Origin of the sequence: Longicatena caecimuris (assembly GCF_018406465.1) — a bacterium.
Classification (GTDB): domain Bacteria; phylum Bacillota_I; class Bacilli_A; order Erysipelotrichales; family Erysipelotrichaceae; genus Longicatena; species Longicatena caecimuris.
Map to the genome: position 1 here is coordinate 741828 of NZ_AP024510.1, position 23392 is coordinate 765219.

25 protein-coding genes and 1 other annotated feature are annotated in these 23392 nt (G+C 39.8%); of the genes, 24 read left to right on the top strand and 1 reads right to left on the bottom strand.

The genetic code is table 11. The features are described 5' to 3' along the window. Positions 1-414 precede the first annotated feature (414 nt). From KJS44_RS03510 to KJS44_RS03530, 5 genes are all read left to right on the top strand, one after another. A complete protein-coding gene (locus KJS44_RS03510) occupies positions 415-726 on the top strand; it encodes a PTS fructose transporter subunit IIB (protein WP_008689628.1) in 312 nt (103 codons plus the stop codon). 20 nt (positions 727-746) lie between these two features. Continuing rightward, positions 747-1835 (top strand): PTS fructose transporter subunit IIC, encoded by a 1089-nt coding sequence (locus KJS44_RS03515; RefSeq protein WP_008689627.1) that lies wholly within the window; start codon positions 747-749, stop codon positions 1833-1835. Between the two features lie 157 nt (positions 1836-1992). Then, the gene (locus KJS44_RS03520; RefSeq protein WP_213540204.1) at positions 1993-2847 is read left to right on the top strand and encodes a class II fructose-bisphosphate aldolase; all 855 of its coding nucleotides are present in this window, start codon (positions 1993-1995) and stop codon (positions 2845-2847) included. Between the two features lie 21 nt (positions 2848-2868). Continuing rightward, positions 2869-3738, top strand: coding sequence for a ketose-bisphosphate aldolase (locus KJS44_RS03525; protein WP_008689625.1), 870 nt, complete (start codon positions 2869-2871; stop codon positions 3736-3738). A 313-nt stretch (positions 3739-4051) separates the two neighbouring features. Next, positions 4052-4939 carry an ROK family protein gene (locus KJS44_RS03530; protein WP_008689624.1) on the top strand — a complete coding sequence of 296 codons (888 nt, stop codon included), beginning with the start codon at positions 4052-4054 and terminating at the stop codon, positions 4937-4939. 195 nt (positions 4940-5134) lie between these two features. Here the strand turns inward: KJS44_RS03530 and KJS44_RS03535 are convergent, their stop codons facing one another. Further along, on the bottom strand, positions 5135-5860 hold the full coding sequence (locus KJS44_RS03535) for a sugar isomerase domain-containing protein (RefSeq protein ID WP_008689623.1): 726 nt from the start codon (positions 5858-5860) through the stop codon (positions 5135-5137). A gap of 205 nt (positions 5861-6065) precedes the next feature. Between KJS44_RS03535 and KJS44_RS03540 the strand changes: the two genes are divergently transcribed. From KJS44_RS03540 to KJS44_RS03630, 19 genes are all read left to right on the top strand, one after another. Continuing rightward, positions 6066-6419, top strand: coding sequence for a helix-turn-helix domain-containing protein (locus tag KJS44_RS03540; protein ID WP_008689622.1), 354 nt, complete (start codon positions 6066-6068; stop codon positions 6417-6419). A gap of 327 nt (positions 6420-6746) precedes the next feature. Further along, the gene (locus KJS44_RS03545; protein ID WP_008689621.1) at positions 6747-6890 is read left to right on the top strand and encodes a hypothetical protein; all 144 of its coding nucleotides are present in this window, start codon (positions 6747-6749) and stop codon (positions 6888-6890) included. Between the two features lie 80 nt (positions 6891-6970). Continuing rightward, positions 6971-7393: a DUF3795 domain-containing protein gene (locus KJS44_RS03550; RefSeq protein WP_008689619.1), complete on the top strand. Its 423-nt coding sequence runs from the start codon at positions 6971-6973 to the stop codon at positions 7391-7393. A 392-nt stretch (positions 7394-7785) separates the two neighbouring features. Further along, positions 7786-8032 (top strand) — a binding site (T-box leader). A gap of 84 nt (positions 8033-8116) precedes the next feature. After that, a complete protein-coding gene (gene hisZ, locus KJS44_RS03555) occupies positions 8117-9247 on the top strand; it encodes an ATP phosphoribosyltransferase regulatory subunit (RefSeq protein ID WP_008689617.1) in 1131 nt (376 codons plus the stop codon). Beyond that, positions 9244-9891: an ATP phosphoribosyltransferase gene (hisG, locus tag KJS44_RS03560; protein ID WP_008689615.1), complete on the top strand. Its 648-nt coding sequence runs from the start codon at positions 9244-9246 to the stop codon at positions 9889-9891. The genes hisZ and hisG overlap by 4 nt, the downstream gene beginning before the upstream one ends. Further along, entirely contained in the window at positions 9875-11158 is a 1284-nt protein-coding gene (gene hisD, locus KJS44_RS03565; RefSeq protein WP_008689614.1) for a histidinol dehydrogenase, read from the top strand. Before hisG ends, hisD begins: the two co-directional genes overlap by 17 nt. Next, positions 11155-12198 carry a pyridoxal phosphate-dependent aminotransferase gene (locus tag KJS44_RS03570; protein WP_008689613.1) on the top strand — a complete coding sequence of 348 codons (1044 nt, stop codon included), beginning with the start codon at positions 11155-11157 and terminating at the stop codon, positions 12196-12198. The genes hisD and KJS44_RS03570 overlap by 4 nt, the downstream gene beginning before the upstream one ends. Further along, positions 12185-12766, top strand: a complete 582-nt coding sequence (gene hisB / locus KJS44_RS03575) for an imidazoleglycerol-phosphate dehydratase HisB (RefSeq protein ID WP_008689612.1) — start codon at positions 12185-12187, stop codon at positions 12764-12766. Before KJS44_RS03570 ends, hisB begins: the two co-directional genes overlap by 14 nt. Then, complete coding sequence (hisH, locus tag KJS44_RS03580) at positions 12763-13377, top strand: imidazole glycerol phosphate synthase subunit HisH (RefSeq protein WP_008689611.1); 615 nt, start codon at positions 12763-12765, stop codon at positions 13375-13377. The genes hisB and hisH overlap by 4 nt, the downstream gene beginning before the upstream one ends. Continuing rightward, positions 13374-14093, top strand: coding sequence for a 1-(5-phosphoribosyl)-5-[(5-phosphoribosylamino)methylideneamino]imidazole-4-carboxamide isomerase (hisA, locus tag KJS44_RS03585; protein ID WP_008689610.1), 720 nt, complete (start codon positions 13374-13376; stop codon positions 14091-14093). The genes hisH and hisA overlap by 4 nt, the downstream gene beginning before the upstream one ends. Positions 14094-14095: 2 nt before the next feature. Continuing rightward, the gene (gene hisF / locus KJS44_RS03590) at positions 14096-14857 is read left to right on the top strand and encodes an imidazole glycerol phosphate synthase subunit HisF (protein WP_008689609.1); all 762 of its coding nucleotides are present in this window, start codon (positions 14096-14098) and stop codon (positions 14855-14857) included. Then, positions 14854-15180, top strand: coding sequence for a phosphoribosyl-AMP cyclohydrolase (gene hisI, locus KJS44_RS03595; RefSeq protein WP_008689608.1), 327 nt, complete (start codon positions 14854-14856; stop codon positions 15178-15180). The genes hisF and hisI overlap by 4 nt, the downstream gene beginning before the upstream one ends. Continuing rightward, positions 15177-15500 carry a phosphoribosyl-ATP diphosphatase gene (gene hisE, locus KJS44_RS03600; RefSeq protein ID WP_008689607.1) on the top strand — a complete coding sequence of 108 codons (324 nt, stop codon included), beginning with the start codon at positions 15177-15179 and terminating at the stop codon, positions 15498-15500. Before hisI ends, hisE begins: the two co-directional genes overlap by 4 nt. A gap of 331 nt (positions 15501-15831) precedes the next feature. Then, entirely contained in the window at positions 15832-16455 is a 624-nt protein-coding gene (locus KJS44_RS03605; protein ID WP_008689606.1) for a DUF308 domain-containing protein, read from the top strand. A 186-nt stretch (positions 16456-16641) separates the two neighbouring features. Continuing rightward, a complete protein-coding gene (locus KJS44_RS03610; RefSeq protein ID WP_017144583.1) occupies positions 16642-17406 on the top strand; it encodes a DeoR/GlpR family DNA-binding transcription regulator in 765 nt (254 codons plus the stop codon). A gap of 574 nt (positions 17407-17980) precedes the next feature. Beyond that, complete coding sequence (gene ltrA, locus KJS44_RS03615; RefSeq protein ID WP_213540199.1) at positions 17981-19300, top strand: group II intron reverse transcriptase/maturase; 1320 nt, start codon at positions 17981-17983, stop codon at positions 19298-19300. Positions 19301-19423: 123 nt separating this feature from the next. After that, the gene (locus KJS44_RS03620) at positions 19424-21772 is read left to right on the top strand and encodes a glycyl radical protein (protein WP_008689603.1); all 2349 of its coding nucleotides are present in this window, start codon (positions 19424-19426) and stop codon (positions 21770-21772) included. Further along, positions 21735-22682: a glycyl-radical enzyme activating protein gene (locus tag KJS44_RS03625; protein WP_008689602.1), complete on the top strand. Its 948-nt coding sequence runs from the start codon at positions 21735-21737 to the stop codon at positions 22680-22682. Before KJS44_RS03620 ends, KJS44_RS03625 begins: the two co-directional genes overlap by 38 nt. A 14-nt stretch (positions 22683-22696) precedes the next feature. Then, positions 22697-23380: a transaldolase family protein gene (locus KJS44_RS03630; RefSeq protein ID WP_008689601.1), complete on the top strand. Its 684-nt coding sequence runs from the start codon at positions 22697-22699 to the stop codon at positions 23378-23380. The last annotated feature ends 12 nt before the right edge of the window (positions 23381-23392 follow it).

Consider the following 23392-nt stretch of genomic DNA (forward strand, 5'->3'; position numbering starts at 1 on the left):
TATTTGCTTTTCAAGTACTGTTAAATCAAATGAAAAAGGATATTATTTCTTATTAAAGTCTCTTCTAGTCTTATGAAGCATGATAAATCATTTATATCATTATTAATTGTAAATGTGTTATCATACGTTAAAGATTCCTTTTCAGATGCAGCCACACCCTGCATCTTTTCTTTTCGCATTTTCCTCCATCCATCCCTACCACCTTCATCACACAATCAATTCTATCTTTACTCCAAAAAACTTCCACATTATTCTTCCTGCCCCTTTTCCCATAACCTCAAAAAATACCGCATTATTATTTCCGCCCCTTTTTAAAATAAGGGAAAAATTACCGCATTAAAAAGCCCCATAGAAATAATCCCATCTCCTTTCTTACGATTATAATATAGACAGTTAAGAAAGGAGGACGTACAAATGAAAATAGTTGCTGTTGCTGCTTGTACATCCGGTATTGCTCATACGTATATTGCGAAAGAAAAACTGATTCGTGCTGCTGAAAGTCTGGGACACACGATTCACGTAGAAACTCAAGGGACTATTGGAACCGAAGATGAATTAACACCGGAAGAAATCAAAGCTGCCGATGTTGTCATCCTGGCAATTGACATTGCCATCACGGGAACAGAACGATTTGAGGGGAAACGAACTGTTAAGGTTCCAACCAATGTTTGCGTAAAAGCGCCAAAACAGTTACTTCAGAAAATCGAAGCTGAATTAAACAAATAAGGAAAGAGAGGAAAATTGAAATGAAAAAATTGGGAGCAGAATTGAAAAGACATGCCCTCACTGCCATCTCCTACATGCTGCCGCTGGTTGTAGCAAGTGGTCTATTGATTGCCATTGGTAATTTAATGGGTGGCGAAGTTGTTACAGATTTAAGTAAAATGACAATTCCAAGTGCTTTAACTTCACTTGGTGTTCTGGGAATGGGCCTATTGCCATCCTTTATCGCCGGTTACATCTCATACTCGATTGCTGATCGTCCAGGTATCGCCCCAGGTTTCTTAATGGGACAGATCGCATCCTTCTTAGGAGCTGGCTTCTTAGGAGGTATGGTCGGTGGTTACATCGTTGGTTACATCGCACTGTTCATCCGCAAGAACTTGAAAGTTCCTCACTGGGCAGAAGCTTTAATGCCTATGATGATCATTCCAACCTTATCTGCTATTCTTGGTGGATTGCTGATGTACTTCGTTATCGGTACACCAATCGTTTGGGCTACAGAAGCCTTAACAAACTTCATCACTGGTCTTGATAAGAGCGCAAAAGTTCTGTATGGCTTCATCATCGGTGCACTTGGCTGTATCGACTTTGGTGGACCTATCAGTAAAGTACCTAACCTAATCTGTGATGGTCTGTTACTGGAAGGAATCCAGGAACCAGAAGCAATTAAAGTATTAGCTGCTATGGTACCTCCACTAGGTATTACCTTATCCTTCGTATTCTCTAAATTCATGAAGAAAAACATCTATACTTCAACCGAAGTAGAAAACATCAAAGTTGCCTTCCCTATGGGTCTGTGCATGATTAGTGAAGGTGTTATTCCAATTGCTATGAACGACTTGATTCGTACGGTCATCTGTACAGCAACCGGCTGTGGTGTTTGTGGTGCTATTAGCTTTAGCTTAGGTGTTGCAAGTGCTGTACCATCTGGTGGTGTCTTCGTAATTCCGGCAATGTCAAATCCAATCGGTGCATTGTTTGCGCTATTGGCAGGTACTTGTGTAACAGCGATTCTGCTGGTATTGATCAAGAAACCAAGAACTGCTGCTGATGAAGTACAGGAAGAAGAAGTAGAAGAGGAAATGGATTTATCTGATATCAAGATTTCCTAAGATGACATGTTGAAAAAAACACGATTGGTGCTATCTAAGAAAAGGTGGCTAAACCTTGAAGGTGAAAGGGACGATATAAGGGGTTGTTCCTGCCCTCTCAAACAAACGACCTACGCTTAACCAGTGCCAATCGTGACATTCAACAGAAAGGGGTTCTATGTACGTATCTATGAAAGGCATGTTGCAACGTGCCAATGAAGGCAACTATGCCGTTATGGCCATCAATTGCTTTAATATTGAAACGGCGCGTGCCGTTATCAACGCAGCACAAGAGCTGCGTGCTCCAATCATTGTGAACATTGTGCAGGAGCATATGGTCAATCATTGTGACAGTGCATTGATTGCGCCAATCGTTAAGCTGTTAGCAAACCGTGCCAGTGTTGAAGTTGCCTTAAACTTCGATCATGGTGAAGATGTCGGGCTGTTAAAAAAAGCCCTGCAAGATGGTTACAGCAGTGTTATGGTCGATGCTTCACGTTATGATCTAGAAGGAAATATCCGCATGACGCGTGAAATCGTTGACTTCGCCAAACAGTTTGACGCCAGTGTAGAAGGGGAAATCGGCTGCATGGGCGCAAGTGCAGGGGATAACTTTACGAATGAGGATATGAAAACCAATCCGCAACAGGCATTGCGTTTTGCCCAAGAAACCGGAGTGGATGCCTTAGCCATCTCCTTTGGTTCATCACACGGCAATTATCCAAAAGGCTATGTGCCGGAATTTGACTTTGAACGTCTAAAAGAAATCAAAGCATTAACAAACATGCCATTGGTGCTGCATGGCGGCAGTGGCTCAGGGGATCAGAATATAGAAAATTGTGTTCAATATGGTATTAATAAAATCAACGTTGGCTGTGACTTCATGAATGCCAATGTCGTAAGTATCAAACAACAGTTAGCAAAAGACCCTGACATCAATTACTGGGTAATGATGCATCAGGTAGAAAAAGACAGTCAGGAAATCATTAAGCATTACATCAAACTATCAAAATCACAAGGGAAATCCCTGTAAGGGAAAAAGGAGCGAAAACTTATGTTAATGAATATGAAAGACTTATTAAAAGTCGCACAGAAGAATCACTTTGCTGTACCTGCATTCAATATCGGTTCAGACCAGCTGTTAAAGGTTGTAATGAAGAAAGTGAAAGAATTAAAGAGTCCGGTTATCCTGGAAATGAGTCCAGATGAATTTAACTTCGTGGGAGATGCACAGATTCAGGCAATGATCTATGAAGCAGCACAGACAGATGTACCGGTATGTATCCACCTTGATCATGGAGATTCTTATGAAACTGCTGTACGTGCTATCCGTGCCGGTATGACTTCGGTTATGATCGATGCATCTAAGCTGCCTTATGAAGAAAATGTAGCGATTACAAAGAAGGTTGTAGAAACCGCACATATCGTAAATGTATCCGTAGAATCTGAATTGGGAACCATTGGTACTACCGGCAATTCTATTGAAGGTGGAACGGAGGGTGTTATCTATACCGTGCCAGAAGAAGCAAAACAGTTTATTGAAGATACGGGTATTGATACTTTCGCTGTAGCAATTGGTACCGCACATGGTATTTATCCAAAAGATATGAAACCAGAATTACGCATTGACATCTTAAAAGACATTACAAATCAGGTAGATGTACCATTGGTATTACATGGTGGATCTAGTAACAAGGATGAAGAAATTGCGGCAGCTGTAGCAAATGGTATTTGCAAGATCAATATTTCTAGCGATATCAAGGTTGCTTTCTATACACAGTGTCGTAAGACATTGGCAGAAAATCCAGGCTATCGCGAACCACTGGAAATCTATCCAGACGCAATGGAAGCTTGTGGAAAAGTAGTCGAAGAAAAAATTCGCTTGTTCAACTCCAACGACAAAGTGAAGTGCTATTACGAATAATCTGCTTTGGGGATGAAAGTCCCCTTTTTTTCTTAGTGAAAGATGTCTGTTTAAGTGCTGTGATGGATGTTGTGCGCTACTGGTGAGGTTTTTGTCAATTGCTAATATTGCATACTTTGGCTGAAGATAGATCCTTAGCTGGATGTTAATTGCTATGACTAAAAGCATACTTTGGCTGATGCAGGTGGCACATGCACAAGAAGGATATTGCTAGTACAGCTTTTAAAGGAATCCTTATAAACAGGCAGTACAACTTAAAAAATATGAAAGAAAGGATAGGTATAGGAAGGATGTTCTTATACTAGGTAAATTTATGAATTATGCAGTGGGTATTGATATCGGTGGTACAAATACCAGAGTAGCACTGATTAATGAAGCTTATGAAGTTTTACAACGCGAACAGTTTGCGACAGATCCCCTTCATCCTGCTATCACGTTTCAAAGGATAGCAGATACGATTGCCGCTTTTGGACATACGGTAAAAGGGATTGGCGTATCTTGTCCGGGGCCTTTGGATCTGGTACATGGGGTAGTCTTAACTCCGCCCAATCTTCCTGGCTGGCATCATCTTCCTCTTACCAAGGAGTTATCCACAGTGTGTCAAGTGCCGGTTATTTTAGAAAATGATGCAAATCTGGCTTGTTTGGCAGAGGCTGCAATCGGGGCAGGAAAAGGATATTCGCATGTACAGTTTTTAACGATATCGACAGGTATCGGTACTGGTTTAGCTATTGATAAACAGCTTTTCCATGGTGCCCGGGGCTTTGCCCAAGAAATTGCGAATTGTATCTTTTGGAAAGATGGACCTTCACAAGGGGATTTAAAGAAAGGCAGCATTGAATCTATTTCCAGTGGTACTGCCATTACCAAACGCGCACAAGAAGCCGGTTTAACGGTTGCGCATGCCGGTGAAGTCAATGATTTGGCAAAACAGGGCAATGTGGCAGCAATGCAGATCATGGAGGATGCCAAGGAGTATTTGGCAAATTTAATGGCGACTTTCTATGCTGTTTTAGATCCGGATATCTTTGTCTTAAGTGGTAGTGTAGCATTAAAGATAGAGGGCTTTATTGAAGAGATGGAAGCACGTGTGAAAGAAAAAGTATATGATGCCTTAAAAGATAATGTGAAGGTGGTAAAAGCACAATTGGATGAAGATTGTGGATTGATTGGGGCCGCCTATCTTGTCTTTCATGCTTAAGGCATGCATCGTTTAAATAAAAAAAGCATACAAAAAAAGCTGGTTCGTAAGTGTATTACTGACTTCCTTTCCTTGGATGTCTAAACTTAGGGATTCACTTACTGTCTACAACCAGCTTTTCTATTTTGTTTTCTATGTAGGTAAAGATCAAATCGCTTTTCAATCTCCCAGGGAATCTGTTACCTGCAAAGCATTCTACTTTTTAATAACGTAGGCATCAAACAGCTTTTGGTTATAGGCGTCTGCTCCATCCATATTACTGGATTTAAACACGGGAGCATCTACCCCACGCTGTTTCAAATCTTCCACAAAGCATCCCATCAGCAATTGTGCCAGATAGCATCCGGTCAGCGTACTGATTGGCCCCATACGTGTTTCCTTATCAATATCCACTCCGGCATCGCCATAAGGAGCGACATTATCTAAGACAACATCAGCTAACTCAAACAGACGCTTACCACTCTCATGACGGCTTTTGATCGTCTTTGAATGAGATAAGGAAGTAATCGCAATAATCTTAGCACCTTTTGCTTTTGCACGCATCATATACTCAATCACCAAAGGATTACGTCCGGAGTTGCTTGTGGCGATGATGACATCTCCATCTTCTATGTGATATAACACATCCAATACATCAGCGTAAGCTGCCGTACGTTCCACATGGGTACTCTTGGTAGGATGGGTTGCCAAAGTCATCTCAATCTCAATGATTGGATAAATTTTTGCATAACCACCAGCTCTTGCGTACACATCCTGACCGATCATGTGGGAATGGCCTGTTCCAAAGGTATATAAGGTATGACCATTTTGGACAGCATCTGCCATCAGTTTTGCGCCTTTTTCAATGGCATCTTCATTGGTTTTTGTGGCATTTTCCATCGCCTTCATCACAACTTCGTGATAGGTTTTAAAAAACTCCATAATGCACCTTCTTTCTTTGCATTCAGTATACCATGAAAGAAGGAGTGAGGCGTAGCAAAATTATGCAGATATACACAATCTTTCTAAAAAATATACATTATAGTGGATTTGTAAAAATAAATAGACGATAATACTCTTTATTTTGGTATCGTAGAGAATGTTTAATCAAAATATTTTATAATGTACATACTTAAGGAGTGGGAGTATGGCAAAAACAACGGAGATCAACCAAGCAATTGGTTATGCGATCAAAGAAGGGTTAGCACGGAAACATATGACACAATCAGAATTAGCGGGAATCGTAGGTTCTACACAACGTTCGATTTCGTCTTATGTGACTGGGAATACACAGCCGCCATTAGATATACTAACCCATATCTGTTTGACGTTGGAAATTAATATGAATCAGATTTTATTAATTCCGGAATTTCATAATCCACATCGTATTGTTAAGGAAAAGGATGAGCTGGAGTATATGGCCTTGTTGGATGGATTAAATGCTTGTGGGAAGAAGGATTTTATTCAGACAGCCAAACAGATTCGCAAACTAATTAAGTGACAGTGCCAACGGCGCTGTTTTCTTTTTTATGGAAACATCGATATGTCTAGTATAACCAGATGTATTCATCAGCACTTTAGAGAGCTAGAAAAATTATTCAATGTTTCAAGCTTTAAAGCTTAGAGCCTAAAAGATTCTACATGTCCTATATTCTTTTCATATGGTTATAAAATTATGGAAAAGCTTTTTTAATATAAGAACTTACAATTTTTGTAAAATTATCAGAAATTATGGTGAATAGGATGTAGAATCTGCTATTTATAGCAGATTATCTATGGACAACTGCTAAGGAAATCTATACTATATAAAACGAAGGAGTGGTGTGGTATGGAAGAAAAACAGCTAATGGAGGTAGATGAAAAAGAAGTTGCGATCATCCAGTTTTTTCGCAGTCTTTCAAATGAACAAAAGGAAACCTTCTGTGACTTTTTAATTACGCTGAAACAGTTTTTAAATGATGAAAAAAGCTGAGTAAATGGCTTACTTTATCTATCGCCTATGCTATAATAAAGATAACAAATGCATAACGATATAAGACAGAGGTAACACGAATGAATGAAAAGGATGTAAGGAATAATCTGGGGTATTGCGGAAAGGCATGTGCGCTTTGTGCAGATGCTTGGTTTTGCAAAGGCTGTAAATCCAATGATCCAACACTGGCAAGGCATATGCAGAAGACAGGTTGTTATCAACAGCATTGTTGCAAGGTAAAAGGTATTGCTGGCTGTTGGGATTGTGATGATGCTCCTTGTGATAAGGATGTGTTCGCACTGGATGAACCTGCTGTTTATCGTGCAGCGATTCGCTGTGCAAAGTATGGGGGCCCTATGGAATTGGCTGGTAAGATTTTTTTGAATCAGATACATGGGATATGTTATCCATTGGCATATTTTGGCTGTGAGGATGAACAAGAAGCACGAAGGCTGCTAGATACATATGAAGAAGAAGTAACAGAGAAAGTAAACAATAACTAGTCTCATTTGTGATAGCATCATAGAAACGATCTTCAGAGAAAAGGCGGTAAAACCTAAGAGAACCATTTCGTCATAAGGAGGAATGGTTTTTTTAGGTTCTATGTTTATGATAGGGTTTATGGTTTTTATAACAATAAAGCATTCGCTGTTTTAATACAGAAATCGTATGGTATATTCATTTTGCTATAGCATGGGTACCATTGGAATTTCTATATGATCGAAGGATATTCATAATATAAGTTCCATTCGTAGAAACATCATTTTATGGTTTAAAGGGGAGGTAAAGGAAGTAAATGGAATACAGTATGTAAATTAATTTCATAGATTAAATGAAAATATTTCAAAATAATGATTGACATTTACATTCCTTGGAAGTAAGATAGATATAGAATATGAATGCGTCGAAAAGAAATAGTAGGTTTAGGGAACATGACAGAGAGTCTTTCATTGGTGGAAGAAAGATATGCATAACTATTCACGAACACATCTTGGAGCAGTTTCAGGGAACTTCAGTAGCTGAAATCGGAAATGACCCTGCACCCGTTATCGTGCTAGAGTATGTTGGTACTCGAAGAGGTTGGTGCTGTGAGGCATCAATGAACTAAGGTGGAAACACGTAAGGTAACTTTCGTCCTTTGGATGAAAGCTTTTTTTGTATAAAGCGATGCATGCTATCCCCATCTAGATGCATACGGATAGAAAGATAGCAAGGGAGGAACAAACATGAAAAAATTTGCCATACCAGAAGGGACAAGAGATTTGATTTTAGGTGAATGCAGTGTAAAAAAAGCATTGCAGAAGGAAATCGAGGCTGTATTTGATAGTTACGGCTATAAAGAAATCATTACTCCATCTATTGAATTTTACCAAACATATCAGGTTGGATTTGATAACGTAAAAGATGAGTCGATGTATAAATTCTTTGATCATAATGGTCGTATTTTAACACTTCGCATGGATATGACCGTACCGATCGTTCGTGTTGCCACAACGCGTTTTAAGGATCAAAAGCCGCCGTTTCGTTTTCAGTATTGCGCGAACGTTTATAAAGTAAAGGAGTCTTTTGCCGGTAAGCGCAATGAAGTAACCGATTGTGGTATTGAATTGTTGGGACAGAGTGCCGAAGAAAGTGATCTGGAAATTCTTGTTTGTGCATGTGAAGTCATGGAGAAACTGAAACAAGATGCATATACCTTAGAATTAGGCAATATCAATTTTTTCCATAGCGCATGCAGCGATTTACATTTAGATGAAGAAGATATAAAAACACTGGCTGATTTGATTGATCGTAAAAGCATGAGTGAATTGAGTTCTTTTTTAGAATCTTTAGCGCTGAGTGAGGAAGTACAGACTTTCTTTCTACAGCTGCCATGGTTGTGTGGGGATGTAGAGGTGTTAAAAGAAGCATTGCCTTATTGTTTTCATCCCAAGCTTAGAGCCATCATTGCCGGTTTGAAGGAGTTATATGATCAATTAAAAGAATTAGGTTATGAAAAACATATTACCTTTGATTTAGGTAAAGTACCACATTTGAATTATTACAGCGGTTTATTATTTGAAGGCTTTGTGGAAGGCATTGGAACCAGTGTTTTAAGCGGAGGACGTTATGACACCTTGGCAGAAAAATTCGGCAGTCCGATGCCGGCAATTGGCTTTTCCGTAAAATTAGATTATGTATTACCGGTCTTGGAAAAAGTAGCGACGAAGCAGCCAAGTGTTAGGTTATGTTATCCAATGAAGGCAAAAGTAAAAGCTTTGCAAAAGGCGAAAGAACTGCGCAAGGACCATATCGTGGAATTGTTGCAGGATGAGGCGTATGAGGATGTCTGTGTGATTAAGGAGGATGTACGATGAGCATTGCGATTGCATTAACCAAAGGAAGATTAGAGAAAGAAACCATCAAACTGTTGGAAAAAAGCGGTTATGGGATAGAAAGTGTGAAAAATAAAGGCAGACAGCTGGTTTTTCAGGATTCGCAAAAAGATGTGCAGTATTTCCTTGTGAAAGCAAATGATTGTATCACGTATGTTCAGCATGGCGTTGCAGATATTGGCGTAGTTGGGAAAGATACGCTGTTAGAAGGCGATAAGGATTATTATGAAATGCTGGATCTGGGAATCGGAAAATGTAAGTTTATCGTTGCCGGATTACAAGGAAAAAGTCCTTTTGATAAAGTTGGACATGTCAAGATCGGCACCAAATATCCTAATATCGCAAAGAAATATTTCTTAGCGAAGGGCATGGATGTGGAACTGATTAAGATTGATGGCAGTGTGGAATTGGCACCGCTTTTAGGACTCTGCGATGGTATTGTCGATATTATGGAAACCGGTACGACGTTAAAAGAAAATGGACTTGTGGTATTTGATACGGTATGTGAAATCAGTGCCAGAGTGATTGTGAATAAAGCTAGCTTTAAATTAAAGCGAAAAGAAATTTCACAAGTATTAGAGGATTTAAAAGAAAGCTTGGGTGAGAATGATGTTACGACAAATTGATCCAAACGATCACGAAAAATTACGAGAATACTTAGATAGCCGCAGTGAGGATATTAGCACGGAAGTAATCTTAAAGGTTACGGAAATATTACATGCGGTGAAAAAGGAAAAAGATGCGGCCATCAGGCGTTATACCAAACAGTTTGATGGCATTGATTTAGAAGATTACAGAGTAAGGGAAGAAGAAATCAATGAAGCGGCTGCCCAAGCAGATCCAAAATTTGTGGAAAGCATGAGGCAGGCAAAAGCGAATATTGAATATTTCCACAATGCACAGAAGCAGCATGGCTATCTGCTTGAAAAAGCTAAGGGCATTTATTTGGGACAGCGTGTCTTGCCTCTGGATAGTGTGGGCATCTATGTTCCCGGAGGCCGGGCGCAATATCCTTCTAGCGTTTTAATGAACGCCATTCCCGCACGTATTGCCGGAGTAAAGCGAATTGTCATGATTACACCACCATCCAAGATGGGAACTTTACATCCTAATATTGCCGCAGCCGCAAAATTAGCAGGAGTAACAGAAATCTATAAGGTTGGCGGTGCTCAGGGCATTGCCGCATTAGCTTATGGAACAGAAACCATCGCAAAAGTGGATAAAATTGTTGGCCCCGGTAATATCTTTGTGGCAGCAGCTAAAAAACTAGTTTATGGCAAAGTGGATATTGATATGATTGCCGGTCCTAGTGAAATCTTAGTCATTGCGGATGTGGATGCTAATCCAGCTTATGTAGCAGCTGATTTGTTATCTCAGGCAGAGCATGATCCAATGGCCAGTGCAATCTTAGTGACAACATCTTCAAAACTATTGGAAAATGTGAATAAAGAGTTAGCCAAGCAAACTGCTGTCTTGCCGAAACGCGAAATTGTTGAGCAATCCTTAAAAAATTATGGTACAGCGATTTGTTGTGCAAGCTTATCTGCATGTGTGGAAATTGCCAATGCCATCGCCCCGGAACATTTAGAGCTAATGGTAAAGCAGCCCATGCAACTGCTTCATGAAGTGCGTCATGCCGGCAGTGTGTTCTTAGGCTATTACACTTGTGAAAGTGTTGGAGATTATTACGGTGGTACCAATCATGTCTTGCCTACCAGTGGTACCGCTCGCTTCTCAAGTGCCTTAGGGGTAGATAGTTTTATTAAGAAGAGCAGTTATTTACAATATAGTGAAGAAGCTATTCAGGCATATGGCGATAATATTATTTGTATGGCACAACAGGAAGATCTGGATGCGCATGCCAATGCCGTGAAGGTGAGGTTGAAGAAATGAAACAGGTAGAAACCTATGCACCTCCTAAAGAGAATGGCAAGATCATGTTGAATGCAAATGAATTGTATTGTGATCTTGATGAAGCATTGCGTAAGGAAGTGTTACATGAACTCAGCAAACTTTCCTTTCATCGCTATCCGGATGAAACAAGCAAAGAGCTGATTGAAGCGTATGGCAAAGTTATGGAACTGGATGCTGCTTGTATATTGGCTGGTAATGGCAGTGATGAAATGCTTGGGTTTCTGATTCAGTATTTCCTGGGGAAAGATAAGAAACTATATACCTTACAACCGGATTTCTCCATGTATGATTATTATGCCGGCATGCAAGAAACGCAGGTAGTCAAGTTTGTGACTGATGCGGATGGTCGTTTTGATGTCGATGCTTTCATTGAACAAGGGCGTGAACAGCGCGTGGATATGATCTTATTTTCAAATCCTAACAATCCCAGCGGACATGCCTTGTCCAATCATGAACTGTTAAAGATCGTCGATGCTTTCCCTTGTATACCGGTTGTCATCGATGAAGCATATGCGGAATTTGCACGTGACAGCATGCTTAAGGAAACAAGCAATTATACCAATCTGTATGTAACTCGTACATTATCCAAGGCCTATGGCTTAGCTGGTGTGCGCTTAGGCTTTTTGATTGGTAATAAAGCGATGATGCAAACCTTGCGGCCACATATTGTGCCTTATAATATATCAAGCGTTGATCAGAAGATAGGGGCGGTTGTATTGCGCCATGCTTCACGATATCAACCATTGATACAATCGATTTGTGAAGAACGTGATAAGCTCTATCAAGCATTAGCAAATCTGCAAACTATCACCTTTTATCCTTCACAGGCCAATTATTTATATGGCCGCAGTCAGCGCAAACAGGCAATGTTAAAACGTTTGCAAGAACATGGCATCGTAATACGAAATTATGCGAATGATGATAGTTTTCGTATCACCATTGGCAGTAAAGAAGAAAATGCATGCATAAAAGATTTGCTAGTGGCATTTGATAAGGAGGATACCTATGAGATTGGCTGAAGAAGTACGGACAACAAAAGAAACAAACATTCAATGTAAGGTCAACTTGGATGGCAGTGGACAGGCTGCTATTGCCACCGGTATTGGCTTCTTTGATCATATGTTGACATTGCTTGCGTTTCACTCTGGTTTTGATATTACCATGCAAGCAAAAGGAGATTTAGAAGTATGTGATCACCATACCGTTGAAGATTGCGGTATCATCTTAGGCAGCTGTGTAAAGCAGGCACTAAAAGATAAACGAGGAATAGCACGCTATGGCTCTATGAATCTGCCCATGGATGAAACCTTGGCGAATGTTAGCTTGGATATCAGCGGCCGCAGTTATCTGGTATACCATTGTGAATTAAAACGCGATACGATTGGCACTTTCTCATGTGAAATGGTTGAAGAATTCTTACGTGCTTTTGCGTTTCAGGCAGGAATTACCTTACATGTGAATGTTTTCTATGGAACCAATGATCATCATAAGGTAGAAGCGATCTTTAAAGCCTTAGGACGCGCATTAGGGCAAGCTACACAGGTCATAGGGGATGCTTTGCCTAGTACAAAGGGGATGTTAGAATGATTGCCATCATTGATTATGGCATGGGCAATTTGCATAGTGTAGAAAACGCTTTGCATCATTTGAACGCTGCCTGCATCATTACCAATCAAGCAGCCCAAATACAACAAGCAGATAAATTGGTTTTACCGGGTGTGGGAGCTTTTCCCGATTGTATGAAACATTTAGAAGAATTAGGCTTATTGCCTGTACTACAAGAAGAAGTGCTGCAGAAAAAGAAACCATTATTGGGAATCTGCCTTGGTATGCAGGCGTTGTTTGAAGATAGTTATGAAGGTACGTACACAAAAGGTTTAGGCTTTTTACAAGGCAGTATCGTAAAAATGCAAGATTCGAATGTAAAGATTCCACATATCGGCTGGAATCTGTTAGAACCAATGCAAAAGGCTTCCGTTTTCGATAAGCTGAGTCAAGCTCCTTTTGTTTATTACGTGCATTCCTATTATGCACAGAACTATCGCCCTGAAGATATCTTAGGATATTCCAGCTATGGCAGCTTAAAGATACCGGGACTTGTACGTAAAGATAATATCTTAGGAGCACAGTTTCACCCGGAAAAAAGCGGAGAAGATGGATTGAACATATTACGTTGGTTCAAGGAGGAATTTGCATGATCATTTTACCAGCAATTGATATCATTGAACAAAAGCCTGTGCGCTTGTATCAAGGGGATTATAACAAGCAGGAACAGGTCGGAAACAATATTTTAGATCTCGCAAAAGCCTTTGAAAAAGAAGGTGCCCAATACTTGCATATGGTGGATTTAGATGGTGCTAAGAAGGGAGAAAAGTGTAATCAGCAACCGATTTGTGAGGTCGCTGCTTCCTTGCATATCCCGGTAGAAGTCGGCGGTGGTATTCGCAGCATGGAGGATGTGGCATATTATTTGGAGCATGGTGTAGAGCGCGTTATTTTAGGTACTGCTGCTATTGAAGATCGCACTTTCCTAAAACAAGCCATTAAGCGCTATCAAACACATATTGCGGTTGGTATTGACTGTCGTGATGGTTATGTATGCGGCAGAGGATGGTTAAGTGAATCAAAGCTTTACTACCTGACATTTGCGAAAGAAATGCAAGCGTTAGGAGTAAAAACGATTATTGTAACCGATATTGCCAAGGATGGAACCATGATGGGACCTAATCTGGAAATGTTAAAGAAGTTAAAGGAAAGTGTTTCTATTAACGTCATTGCCTCTGGAGGAATCAAAGATATCACCCATATTCAGGCCTTAAAAGAATTGGGTATATATGGTGCCATCACCGGAAAGGCGATGTATGCCAAAACCTTATCACTACCAGAGGCATTAACCCTTTGTAAGGAGGAATAGCTATGCATACAAAACGTATCATCCCCTGTTTGGATGTCAAGGATGGCCGTGTGGTAAAGGGCATTAATTTTGTTGGATTAAAGGAAGTCGGTGATCCTGTAGAATTAGCAAAATCCTATTATGAACAAGGTGCGGATGAATTAGTATTTCTTGATATTACTGCGACCCATGAACAGCGTGATACTATGGTGCAAGTGGTAGAAAAAGTCGCCAGTGCTATTTTTATTCCCTTCACGGTTGGCGGCGGTATTCGCAGTGTTGAGGATATTCGTAAGATGTTATTAGCAGGTGCTGATAAAGTTTCTTTGAATTCAGCAGCCGTGAAGAATCCCAAGCTGATTCAGGAGGGAGCTGCCATTTTCGGCAATCAGTGTATCGTCTTAGCGGTTGATGGAAAGAAACGCCAAGATGGTAGTGGCTGGAATGTATATGTCAATGGCGGTCGAGTAGATACCGGCTTGGATCTTTTAACATGGGTCAAGCAGGCAGTAGAATTGGGAGCAGGGGAAATTTTATTAACCAGTATGGATGCCGATGGTACAAAGCAGGGCTTTGATATAGCGCTGTGTAAGGCGGTTCGGGATATCGTTGATGTTCCGGTGATTGCATCCGGTGGTTGTGGCAGCTTACAGCATTTTGCTGAAGTTTTTGATGAAGATGCCGCAGATGCCGCATTGGCTGCCAGCATGTTTCATTATGGTGAAGTGAGTGTGCCTCAGGTCAAGCGTTATCTAAAAGAGAGAGGAATTGCGGTGCGTTTATGATAGAGATTGATTTTGCGAAAGGCAATGGCTTAGTACCGGTCATCGTACAGGATGTTACGACTAAAGAAGTGTTGATGCTGGCCTATATGAATGAAGAAAGTTTGCAAAAAACAATAGCAAGCGGTTTTGCTACGTATTGGAGTCGCTCCCGTCAGGAATTATGGCTAAAAGGTGAAACCAGCGGACATTACCAACATGTGAAAGATATTCGTGTGGATTGTGACAACGATACATTGCTGTTACTTGTAGAACAGACAGGGGCAGCTTGTCATACCGGTCATTACAGCTGTTTTTATCGGAATGTAGAAGGAGAAGAGCTATGAAAGAGTTAGATGTCTTATATGAAACCATAAAAGAGCGTAAAGCGCATGGAGAAGAAGGGTCTTATACCAGCTATTTATTTAACAAGGGAACTGAAAAAATTCTGAAAAAGGTTGGTGAGGAGTGCAGTGAGGTAATCATTGCGACGCTTGCGCAACAAAAAGAAGATAAGATCAATGAACTTAGTGATTTATTGTATCATCTGTTAGTATTGATGGTCGATCAGGATATCACCTTAGAAGAAGTGAATGAAGAATTGGCAAAAAGAAGCCAAAAGACACATAATTTAAAGGCAGAACGTAAACCAATCGAGAAACTGTAAGCGCAGTTTCTTTTTTGTCTATGCAACATAGAGGCATTAATTTTTTCTTAATCGCATAGTGAATTGAATAGTGTCTGAATAAAAATATCATAAACATGAGAATGTGATATAATAATGCCAAGGATAGAAAGAGGCGCATTTCTATGAAAAAGGTAACAAAATCTTTGGGACCATCATCATGTATACGATGAAAAGTCTGGCATTGCCTTCAAACTTTGTGATATTTGCTCTTTTCTTCGTCTTTATCCCGGTGTTATTCTTTCTATGCGATTATCTTTCCTTGTGGAAAACCAAAAAGCAGCCAAACTAAATAGAAAATGGAGGAAGTTCTATGAATTTTAAAATTGAAAATTGGAAATTATTAGTGTTATCAATCTTTTATCTGATATTTTCTGTCTTATCCTACAGTATTTCAAAGGAACAGTATTTAAATTTCTTTATGATTGCCGGTATCATTGTCGCCCTTGTCGGGTTGTTTCAAATACTGGTGTATTTCTTTAAGAAAGATTATTTAAAGCCAAATGAATTCAGTTTTTCATTCGGCGTCTTGTATTTATTGGCCGGTGTGATAGTCGCATGTAAGCCAAGTGTGATCGTAGATAATTATCCTATCGTATTAAGTGGTTTGGTTGTCTTAGACAGTACGTTGCGTTTACAATATTCCATGAATTTATTCCGCCTGCAAGATGCACAATGGAAGGTGAACTTAGGATTTGCTATTGCACCTTTGCTCATTGGTATGGTTTTGATCTTAGTGAACATGGAGGATAAACTCTTACATAATTGTTTCAGCTTTTTATTGATTCTGGATGCGATTGCAAACTTTTATACAATCTTATACTATAAACGCATCGTACGCCGGTATGGAAGAAATGGTGAACAAATTTTGGATATTGCCAGTGATGAGGCTAAACAACAGGAACAGATAAATGGCAATGATGTCATCGTCAAATAAACAAGTGCTATTCTTTTTTAGGATAGCATTTTCTTTTCCTGCTTTTTATTAGTTTATCACGTTAATTCGTATTATTTCTTATAAATCATGGTATAATGCTGATAGAAAAGGAAACTACCAGAAAGGAAATAGGTATTGTTAAACATGACTTCGGCGAGGAGTCATTACAATATACCAGGTGATATCATGTTTGTAGAGGAACGTCAATCACTCATCTTAGAAGAGTTGCATGAAAAAGGAAAAGTGCGTGTAAAAGAACTAAGCGAACGGTTTCAAGTAAGTGAAGATCTGATTCGTAAGGACTTAACAGCATTAGAAGAAAAAGGGCAACTAAAAAAAGCCTATGGCGGGGCAGTCATGGTAAAAGAAAATGTGCATCGCAAGATTGCGGCACAGCGCAAACATGTGCATACTGCAGAAAAGCAGCGGATTGCAGAAAAAGCTATGTCGATGATCCAGGATGGCGATATCATTTTTTTAGATATTTCTACAGTTAATATAGAGCTTGCGAAATTATTGAATAATGGAACGAAGAAAATAACTATTGTGACGAACATGTTGGATGTTATGAACCTTCTGGTAAAAAGTGATATGAGCGTCATTTTCATTGGCGGTGAATTGGATTATGGCAGGGATGGTTTCATTGGTAGCCTGGCTATGGAGATGGTGAAAAATTTTCGCTTTGATAAAGCATTCATGGGGGTTGTTGGTGTGGACGTACATGAGAATGCGGTAATGACTTATATGGCAAACGATGGTATGATGAAGAAGGCGATCATTAAGCGCAGCCGCAATTCCTATATGATGTGTGAGGAAGAGAAATTCACCCAGTTAGGAAATTATACCTATGCGGAATTGGAAGACTTTACTGGAGTGATTACGAATCAACAACCAGCAAAAGACGTATGTAAGGCATTCGCAGAACATGATCTTCAGCTTTACTATGCATAAGATAGAGAAGAAGCTTTCTGTTAGAGAGCTTTTTTCTGTGTGGCGGGCATGCCACATATCTAGGGTGAAAATCCCTCGGGGCGTAGTTATCGACGAACCCAAGAGCGACTTGCAAGTTTCATATCGTGAGGTATGGGAGAGAGGAAGCAATAGCGAAATCGTGGCTTAACGGACAGGAAGTCTGAACATTAAATTCAGACGGCTGATAATAAGGCGGCATTAGCGGATGAGATGGCATGAAGCATCAAAGTCCAAAAGATAACCGTAACCTAATGGCGTAAATCAGATAAGTAAACGAGGAAAGATATGTGACTTACCCCGCGAGGTCTCATTGACTCAGTAGGCGAGACGTAGAACGACGGGCAGTCGAGGAGTAGTAACAACGAACAATGAGAAGTCAGCAGAGGTCATATTAGGTAGAGATACTGAAGGACCGAACGTTTTAATCGCACGAGCAAAATGTATGTTTCTTACAATAATCAGACAAGGATATGAGTGAAAACGTAAATGAGCAAATATCCAAAACACGTATGATGATTTGTAAGAAAGCGGAAAGGAAAGGAGTGCACAAAGTATGTCAGAACTATTAGAAAAGATACTGAACAGAGAAAATATGAACAAAGCCTATAAACGTGTAAAAGCGAATAAAGGAACAAGCGGAATTGATGAAATAACGATTGAGGACGCCTATGTTTATATAAAAGAAAACTGGGAAAGTATCAGAGCAGAAATCACAGAAAGGAAGTACAAACCACAGCCAGTAAAGCGAGTTGAAATACCAAAACCGAATGGAGGAACTAGAAATCTGGGGATACCAACGGTAATGGATAGAATCATCCAGCAGGCAATGGTACAAGTATTAAGCCCAATATGTGAAACGTTCTTTTCGGATTATAGTTATGGATTCAGACCAAATCGGAGTTGTGAGCAGGCCATAAATAAATTATTGGAATATATCAATGATGGATATGAATGGATAGTAGACATTGACTTAGAGAAATTCTTTGACAACGTGCCACAGGATAAATTGATGAGTTATGTACACATCATCATAAATGATGGAGATACAGAGTCGCTCATACGAAAATATCTTAAAGCAGGTATCATGATAAACGGAAAATATGAAAAGAGTGAAAAGGGAACACCACAGGGTGGAAACCTATCGCCATTATTAAGTAATATTATCCTAAATGAATTAGACAAAGAATTAGAAAGCAGAGGATTACACTTTACCAGATACGCAGACGACTGCGTGATAGCGGTAAAAAGTAGAGCCAGTGCGAACAGAGTGATGCATACAATCACAAAGTGGATTGAACACAAATTAGGACTGAAAGTAAATGCGACAAAAACGCATATTACAAGACCTAATAAATTAAAATATCTAGGCTTTGGATTTTATTATGATACCAAAGCTGAGAAATATTGTGCAAGACCACACGCAAGTTCCATACAACGATTTAAGAGGAAACTAAAACAGCTAACAATCAGAAAGAACACAATGGCTTTAAAAGAAAGAATAAGACGACTGAACCAAGTAATACGAGGATGGATAAACTACTATTCCATATGTAATATGAAAACACATATGACAAGGATAGATGAACATCTTCGTACAAGACTACGAGTAATCATATGGAAACAGTGGAAAGTACCCAGCAAGCGACAGTGGGGATTACAAAAACTTGGGATTAGAAAAGATAGAGCAAGACAGACATCGTATATGGGAGACCATTATCAATGGGTAGTAACCAAAACATGTGTGGTAAGAGCAATATCAAAAGAAAAACTAGCCCAAAAAGGACTAGTCAGTTGTTTAGATTACTATATAGAGAGACACGCTTTGAAATTAAAACGAACCGCCGTATACGGAACCGTACGTACGGTGGTGTGAGAGGGTGATTTATTTCACCCTACTCGATTGTAGAAAAACAATAAAAAGTAATAAAAAGTAATAAAGAAATGATTGACAATAAGAAAAATTATACTATAATGAAGGCATAAGGAGGATGTGTGAATGAATCTGAAGGAAAACAACAGAATTACGACGTTAAATGAAAAAATGCTTCATCAGCCTCGTTATGTCAGCATTGAACAGGCACTGATCATTACGCAGACATATAAGGAACATGAGCAAGAACCTATCATCATGAAACGTGCACATGCTTTGTACAATGCGTTATGTCAATTGGAAATCGGCGTAGAACAGGAAGAATTAATAGTCGGGAATCGTACCAAGGGTGTACGATACGGGGTTGTTTTTCCGGAAAGCGGGATTTCCTGGGTAGATCGAGAATTAGAAACGATATCCACCAGACCACAGGATAAGTTTCATGTACGCCCTGAGGATATCAAAACATTTCGTGAGGTTATCGTTCCCTATTGGCGAGGAAAAAGTTTAGAGGATGTAGTCAAACAACGCTGTGGAGATGAAATATCTGCAATTGGCAAGGTCGTAAAAATCAATCAGACAGACCATGCCCAGGGGCATATTTGTCCCAATGTCAAAGAGTGGTTGGAAAAGGGGCCGAGCGGTTTATTAGAGGAGGCAAAACAGCAATTGGCTGTTTGCAAGGAAGAACAAAAAGTTTTTTATGAGGCAGTGATCTTAGTCATGGAAGGCGTAAAGAAGTTCTATATGCGCTATCATGATCTATTAGTATCAAGTGCATCAACTGCTGATGAAATATATCGCTCACATATGCTTGAAGTTGCGCGGATTTGTAAGAAATTGAGTGAAAAACCTGCTGAATCTTTCCATGAGGCCGTTCAATCTGTTTGGATGCTGTTTGTGGTTTTGCATATGGAAAGCAATGCTAGTAGCTTTTCTCCGGGACGTTTGGATAAAACGCTGTATCCATACTATGAAAAAGATATAAAACAAGGACGATTAGATAAAGAGAAAGCTTTGGAAATTATTGAATGTTTATGGCTGAAATTTAATGAGATTGTGTATTTGCGCAATCAACACAGCGCAAAATATTTTGCCGGTTTTCCGATTGGCTTCAATATTGCGATTGGTGGTGTAGATGCCCAGGGAAAGGATTATGTAAATGATCTTTCTCATCTATTCTTAGATGCACAAGAAGATTTAGGCTTACCTCAGCCTAATCTATCGGTACGCTTGCATACCCATACTTCAGATGAACTCTTGCATCATGCCATTCGCGTTGTGGCAAAAGGCAGTGGCATGCCGCAATTCTTTAATGATCAGGCAATTATACAAGAAATGGAGAAACTTGGTATTTCTCATGAGGATGCTATGGATTATGCCATAGTCGGCTGTGTGGAATTAACGACACAGGGCAATAATCTGGGGTGGAGCGATGCGGCAATGTTCAATATGAATAAAGTATTGGAATTGACCTTGCATCATGGCATTGATGTATTAACCGGTAAACAGATGGGTCCTGATTATGGTTCGCTAAGCACTTATCAAAGCTTTGAAGAATTAGAAGCGGCTTTTGAAAAGATGCTGTATCATTTTGAAGATCGCATGATTCCTTGTTGTGAACAGGTGGAAAAAGGACATATCGATATTCTTCCAACACCTTTTTTGTCCAGTGTTATTGATGATTGCATGAAGCAAGGCATGGATGTTACCGCCGGTGGAGCACATTATAATTTATCCGGTATTCAGATGATTCAGATAGCGAATTTGGCAGATTCTTTAGCAGCTATCAAACAGCTAGTCTTTGAAGAAAAACGCCTTTTGGCTAAGGATTTGGAAAATGCACTATATAACAACTTTGAAGGACAGGAAGTCATGCGCCAGATGTTATTGAATCGTGTACCGAAATATGGCAATGATGTTGCTTGGGTTGATGAACTCGGTATCAAATGGGCCAGAAAGTTTCGTGAGCGCCTGCGCTCTTATACGAATTATCGTAAAGGACCTTATCATAGCGGAATGTATACGGTCAGTGCGCATGTGCCGATGGGAGAAAATGTCGGTGCCAGTGCGGATGGACGCTTATCTATGACACCTTTAGCCGATGGTGGAATGTCTGCGGTCTATGGCAGAGATTTGAAAGGCCCTACTGCTGTGCTGAAATCTGTATCTCGTATCGATAACAATTTAACAAGCAATGGCGGCTTATTAAATATGAAATTCTTACCGGACTTCTTTAAGACAGACACCGGTATTCAAAAATTTGCGAATTTCTTGCGCTCCTTTGTAGCGTTAGAAATCCCACATGTACAATTCAATGTGGTGCGAAAAGAAGATTTACTGGCCGCGCAGAAACATCCGGAACAATATAGTTCTTTGACCGTGCGTGTGGCTGGCTATACGGCATATTTTACCGAATTGGCAGGTGAGCTGCAAAATGAAATCATTGCGCGAACAAGCTATGACAACGTCTGAATGTCGAGGCAATGTGTTTGATATCAAACGCTTTGCGACACATGATGGGAAGGGCATTCGGACAACGCTGTTTTTAAAGGGATGTCCCTTACGCTGTGTCTGGTGCCAAAATCCAGAAGGCTTAAAAAAAGAGCCGCAAGTCTTATATATGGAAAACAAATGTTTGCATTGCGGCAGTTGTGTACAATGCGCCAAGCATGGCGGTGTCACCATAAAGCAGCAGCATGTGTGCCTACAGCGAGAAGCGCAAGAAGATTGGGAACGCATTGTTGATGCCTGCCCTACCCGTGCGATGCAGTTTGATAGTCGCAGTTATACGGTAGAAGAAGTGATGGAAGAGCTATTAAAAGATGAAGTCTTTTTTCAAAGGGAAGGCGGTATTACAATTTCCGGTGGAGAACCTTTCTTACAGCACGAATTTTTGATTGAGATTTTAAAAGAATGTAAGAAAAAGCAGCTGCATACGGCAATTGAATCTTCCTTTTATACAAATTGGGAAATCATCCAACAGGCATTGCCATATCTTGATCAGATTTACGTGGATTTGAAAGTATTTGACAGTGCTTTGCACAAAAGCTATACTGGTGTTGACAATAAGCAAATTAAAGAAAACATCGCCTTTCTGTTACAGAGTGAGAAAAAAGATGTTGTAACCATACGTACACCATTGATTCCTAAACTTACCGCTAGACCAGACAACATTGCGGCTATTTCCACCTTTATCAGCAATTGCTATTCCAAGGTGCGCTATGAACTGTTAAATTACAATCCATTAGCAAAAGCCAAATATAGCTATCTGGATATGGAATATTGTTTTAATGAAAATCCTAAGCTGTATACAAATGAACAAATGGAACAATTTTATGCCATTGCCCAAACCCATGGCATCCAACAATTTATTAAGGAATAAGGAGAGAAAATAACATGAAAATTTTAGTAGATAACGCAGATCTTAAGGAGATTAAAAAGATTTATGAGGTATATCCAGTAGATGGGGTCACTTGCAATCCTACCATTTTGAAAAAGACTGGACGCAATCCATTTGAGGTATTGAAAGAAATTCGTGCTTTCATTGGGAAAGATGCGGATTTACATGTACAAGTCATTTCCGCCAAAGCAGAGGATATGGTGGTAGAGGCGCATAAGATTCAGGAAGTGCTTGGGGAAAATACCTTTATTAAAGTGCCGGTGATACCGGAAGGCTTAAAGGCAATTCGTCTGTTGGCCAAAGAAGGTGCAAATGTAACAGGAACAGCTATTTATAATCAAATGCAGGGATATTTGGCAGGGAAAGCCGGTGCTGCCTATGTAGCACCATATGTCAATCGTATTGATAATCTTGGCAGCAATGGTATTCAGGTTGCTAAAGATATTCATGATATGCTGAAGAAGGCCGGTTTAAAAACAGAATTACTAGCCGCAAGCTTTAAAAATTCCCAACAGGTGCTGGAATTGGCGAAGTATGGGTTAGGAGCTAGTACGATTGCTCCGGATGTTATTGAAGGCTTGATTAAAGTAGATGCCGCAAGAATTGCTGTTGATGTCTTTACAAAAGACTTTGAAGCATTGTGTGGAGAAGACAGTACGATGCTGGATGCGGCTAAATAAAAAGATAAGAAA

Coding starts and splice junctions, on each gene's coding strand:
- KJS44_RS03510 (WP_008689628.1), top strand. CDS start 415: ATGAAAATAGTTGCTGTTGCTGCTTGTACATCCGGTATTGCTCATACG.
- KJS44_RS03515 (WP_008689627.1), top strand. CDS start 747: ATGAAAAAATTGGGAGCAGAATTGAAAAGACATGCCCTCACTGCCATC.
- KJS44_RS03520 (WP_213540204.1), top strand. CDS start 1,993: ATGTACGTATCTATGAAAGGCATGTTGCAACGTGCCAATGAAGGCAAC.
- KJS44_RS03525 (WP_008689625.1), top strand. CDS start 2,869: ATGTTAATGAATATGAAAGACTTATTAAAAGTCGCACAGAAGAATCAC.
- KJS44_RS03530 (WP_008689624.1), top strand. CDS start 4,052: ATGAATTATGCAGTGGGTATTGATATCGGTGGTACAAATACCAGAGTA.
- KJS44_RS03535 (WP_008689623.1), bottom strand. CDS start 5,860: ATGGAGTTTTTTAAAACCTATCACGAAGTTGTGATGAAGGCGATGGAA.
- KJS44_RS03540 (WP_008689622.1), top strand. CDS start 6,066: ATGGCAAAAACAACGGAGATCAACCAAGCAATTGGTTATGCGATCAAA.
- KJS44_RS03545 (WP_008689621.1), top strand. CDS start 6,747: ATGGAAGAAAAACAGCTAATGGAGGTAGATGAAAAAGAAGTTGCGATC.
- KJS44_RS03550 (WP_008689619.1), top strand. CDS start 6,971: ATGAATGAAAAGGATGTAAGGAATAATCTGGGGTATTGCGGAAAGGCA.
- hisZ (WP_008689617.1), top strand. CDS start 8,117: ATGAAAAAATTTGCCATACCAGAAGGGACAAGAGATTTGATTTTAGGT.
- hisG (WP_008689615.1), top strand. CDS start 9,244: ATGAGCATTGCGATTGCATTAACCAAAGGAAGATTAGAGAAAGAAACC.
- hisD (WP_008689614.1), top strand. CDS start 9,875: ATGTTACGACAAATTGATCCAAACGATCACGAAAAATTACGAGAATAC.
- KJS44_RS03570 (WP_008689613.1), top strand. CDS start 11,155: ATGAAACAGGTAGAAACCTATGCACCTCCTAAAGAGAATGGCAAGATC.
- hisB (WP_008689612.1), top strand. CDS start 12,185: ATGAGATTGGCTGAAGAAGTACGGACAACAAAAGAAACAAACATTCAA.
- hisH (WP_008689611.1), top strand. CDS start 12,763: ATGATTGCCATCATTGATTATGGCATGGGCAATTTGCATAGTGTAGAA.
- hisA (WP_008689610.1), top strand. CDS start 13,374: ATGATCATTTTACCAGCAATTGATATCATTGAACAAAAGCCTGTGCGC.
- hisF (WP_008689609.1), top strand. CDS start 14,096: ATGCATACAAAACGTATCATCCCCTGTTTGGATGTCAAGGATGGCCGT.
- hisI (WP_008689608.1), top strand. CDS start 14,854: ATGATAGAGATTGATTTTGCGAAAGGCAATGGCTTAGTACCGGTCATC.
- hisE (WP_008689607.1), top strand. CDS start 15,177: ATGAAAGAGTTAGATGTCTTATATGAAACCATAAAAGAGCGTAAAGCG.
- KJS44_RS03605 (WP_008689606.1), top strand. CDS start 15,832: ATGAATTTTAAAATTGAAAATTGGAAATTATTAGTGTTATCAATCTTT.
- KJS44_RS03610 (WP_017144583.1), top strand. CDS start 16,642: ATGTTTGTAGAGGAACGTCAATCACTCATCTTAGAAGAGTTGCATGAA.
- ltrA (WP_213540199.1), top strand. CDS start 17,981: ATGTCAGAACTATTAGAAAAGATACTGAACAGAGAAAATATGAACAAA.
- KJS44_RS03620 (WP_008689603.1), top strand. CDS start 19,424: ATGAATCTGAAGGAAAACAACAGAATTACGACGTTAAATGAAAAAATG.
- KJS44_RS03625 (WP_008689602.1), top strand. CDS start 21,735: ATGAAATCATTGCGCGAACAAGCTATGACAACGTCTGAATGTCGAGGC.
- KJS44_RS03630 (WP_008689601.1), top strand. CDS start 22,697: ATGAAAATTTTAGTAGATAACGCAGATCTTAAGGAGATTAAAAAGATT.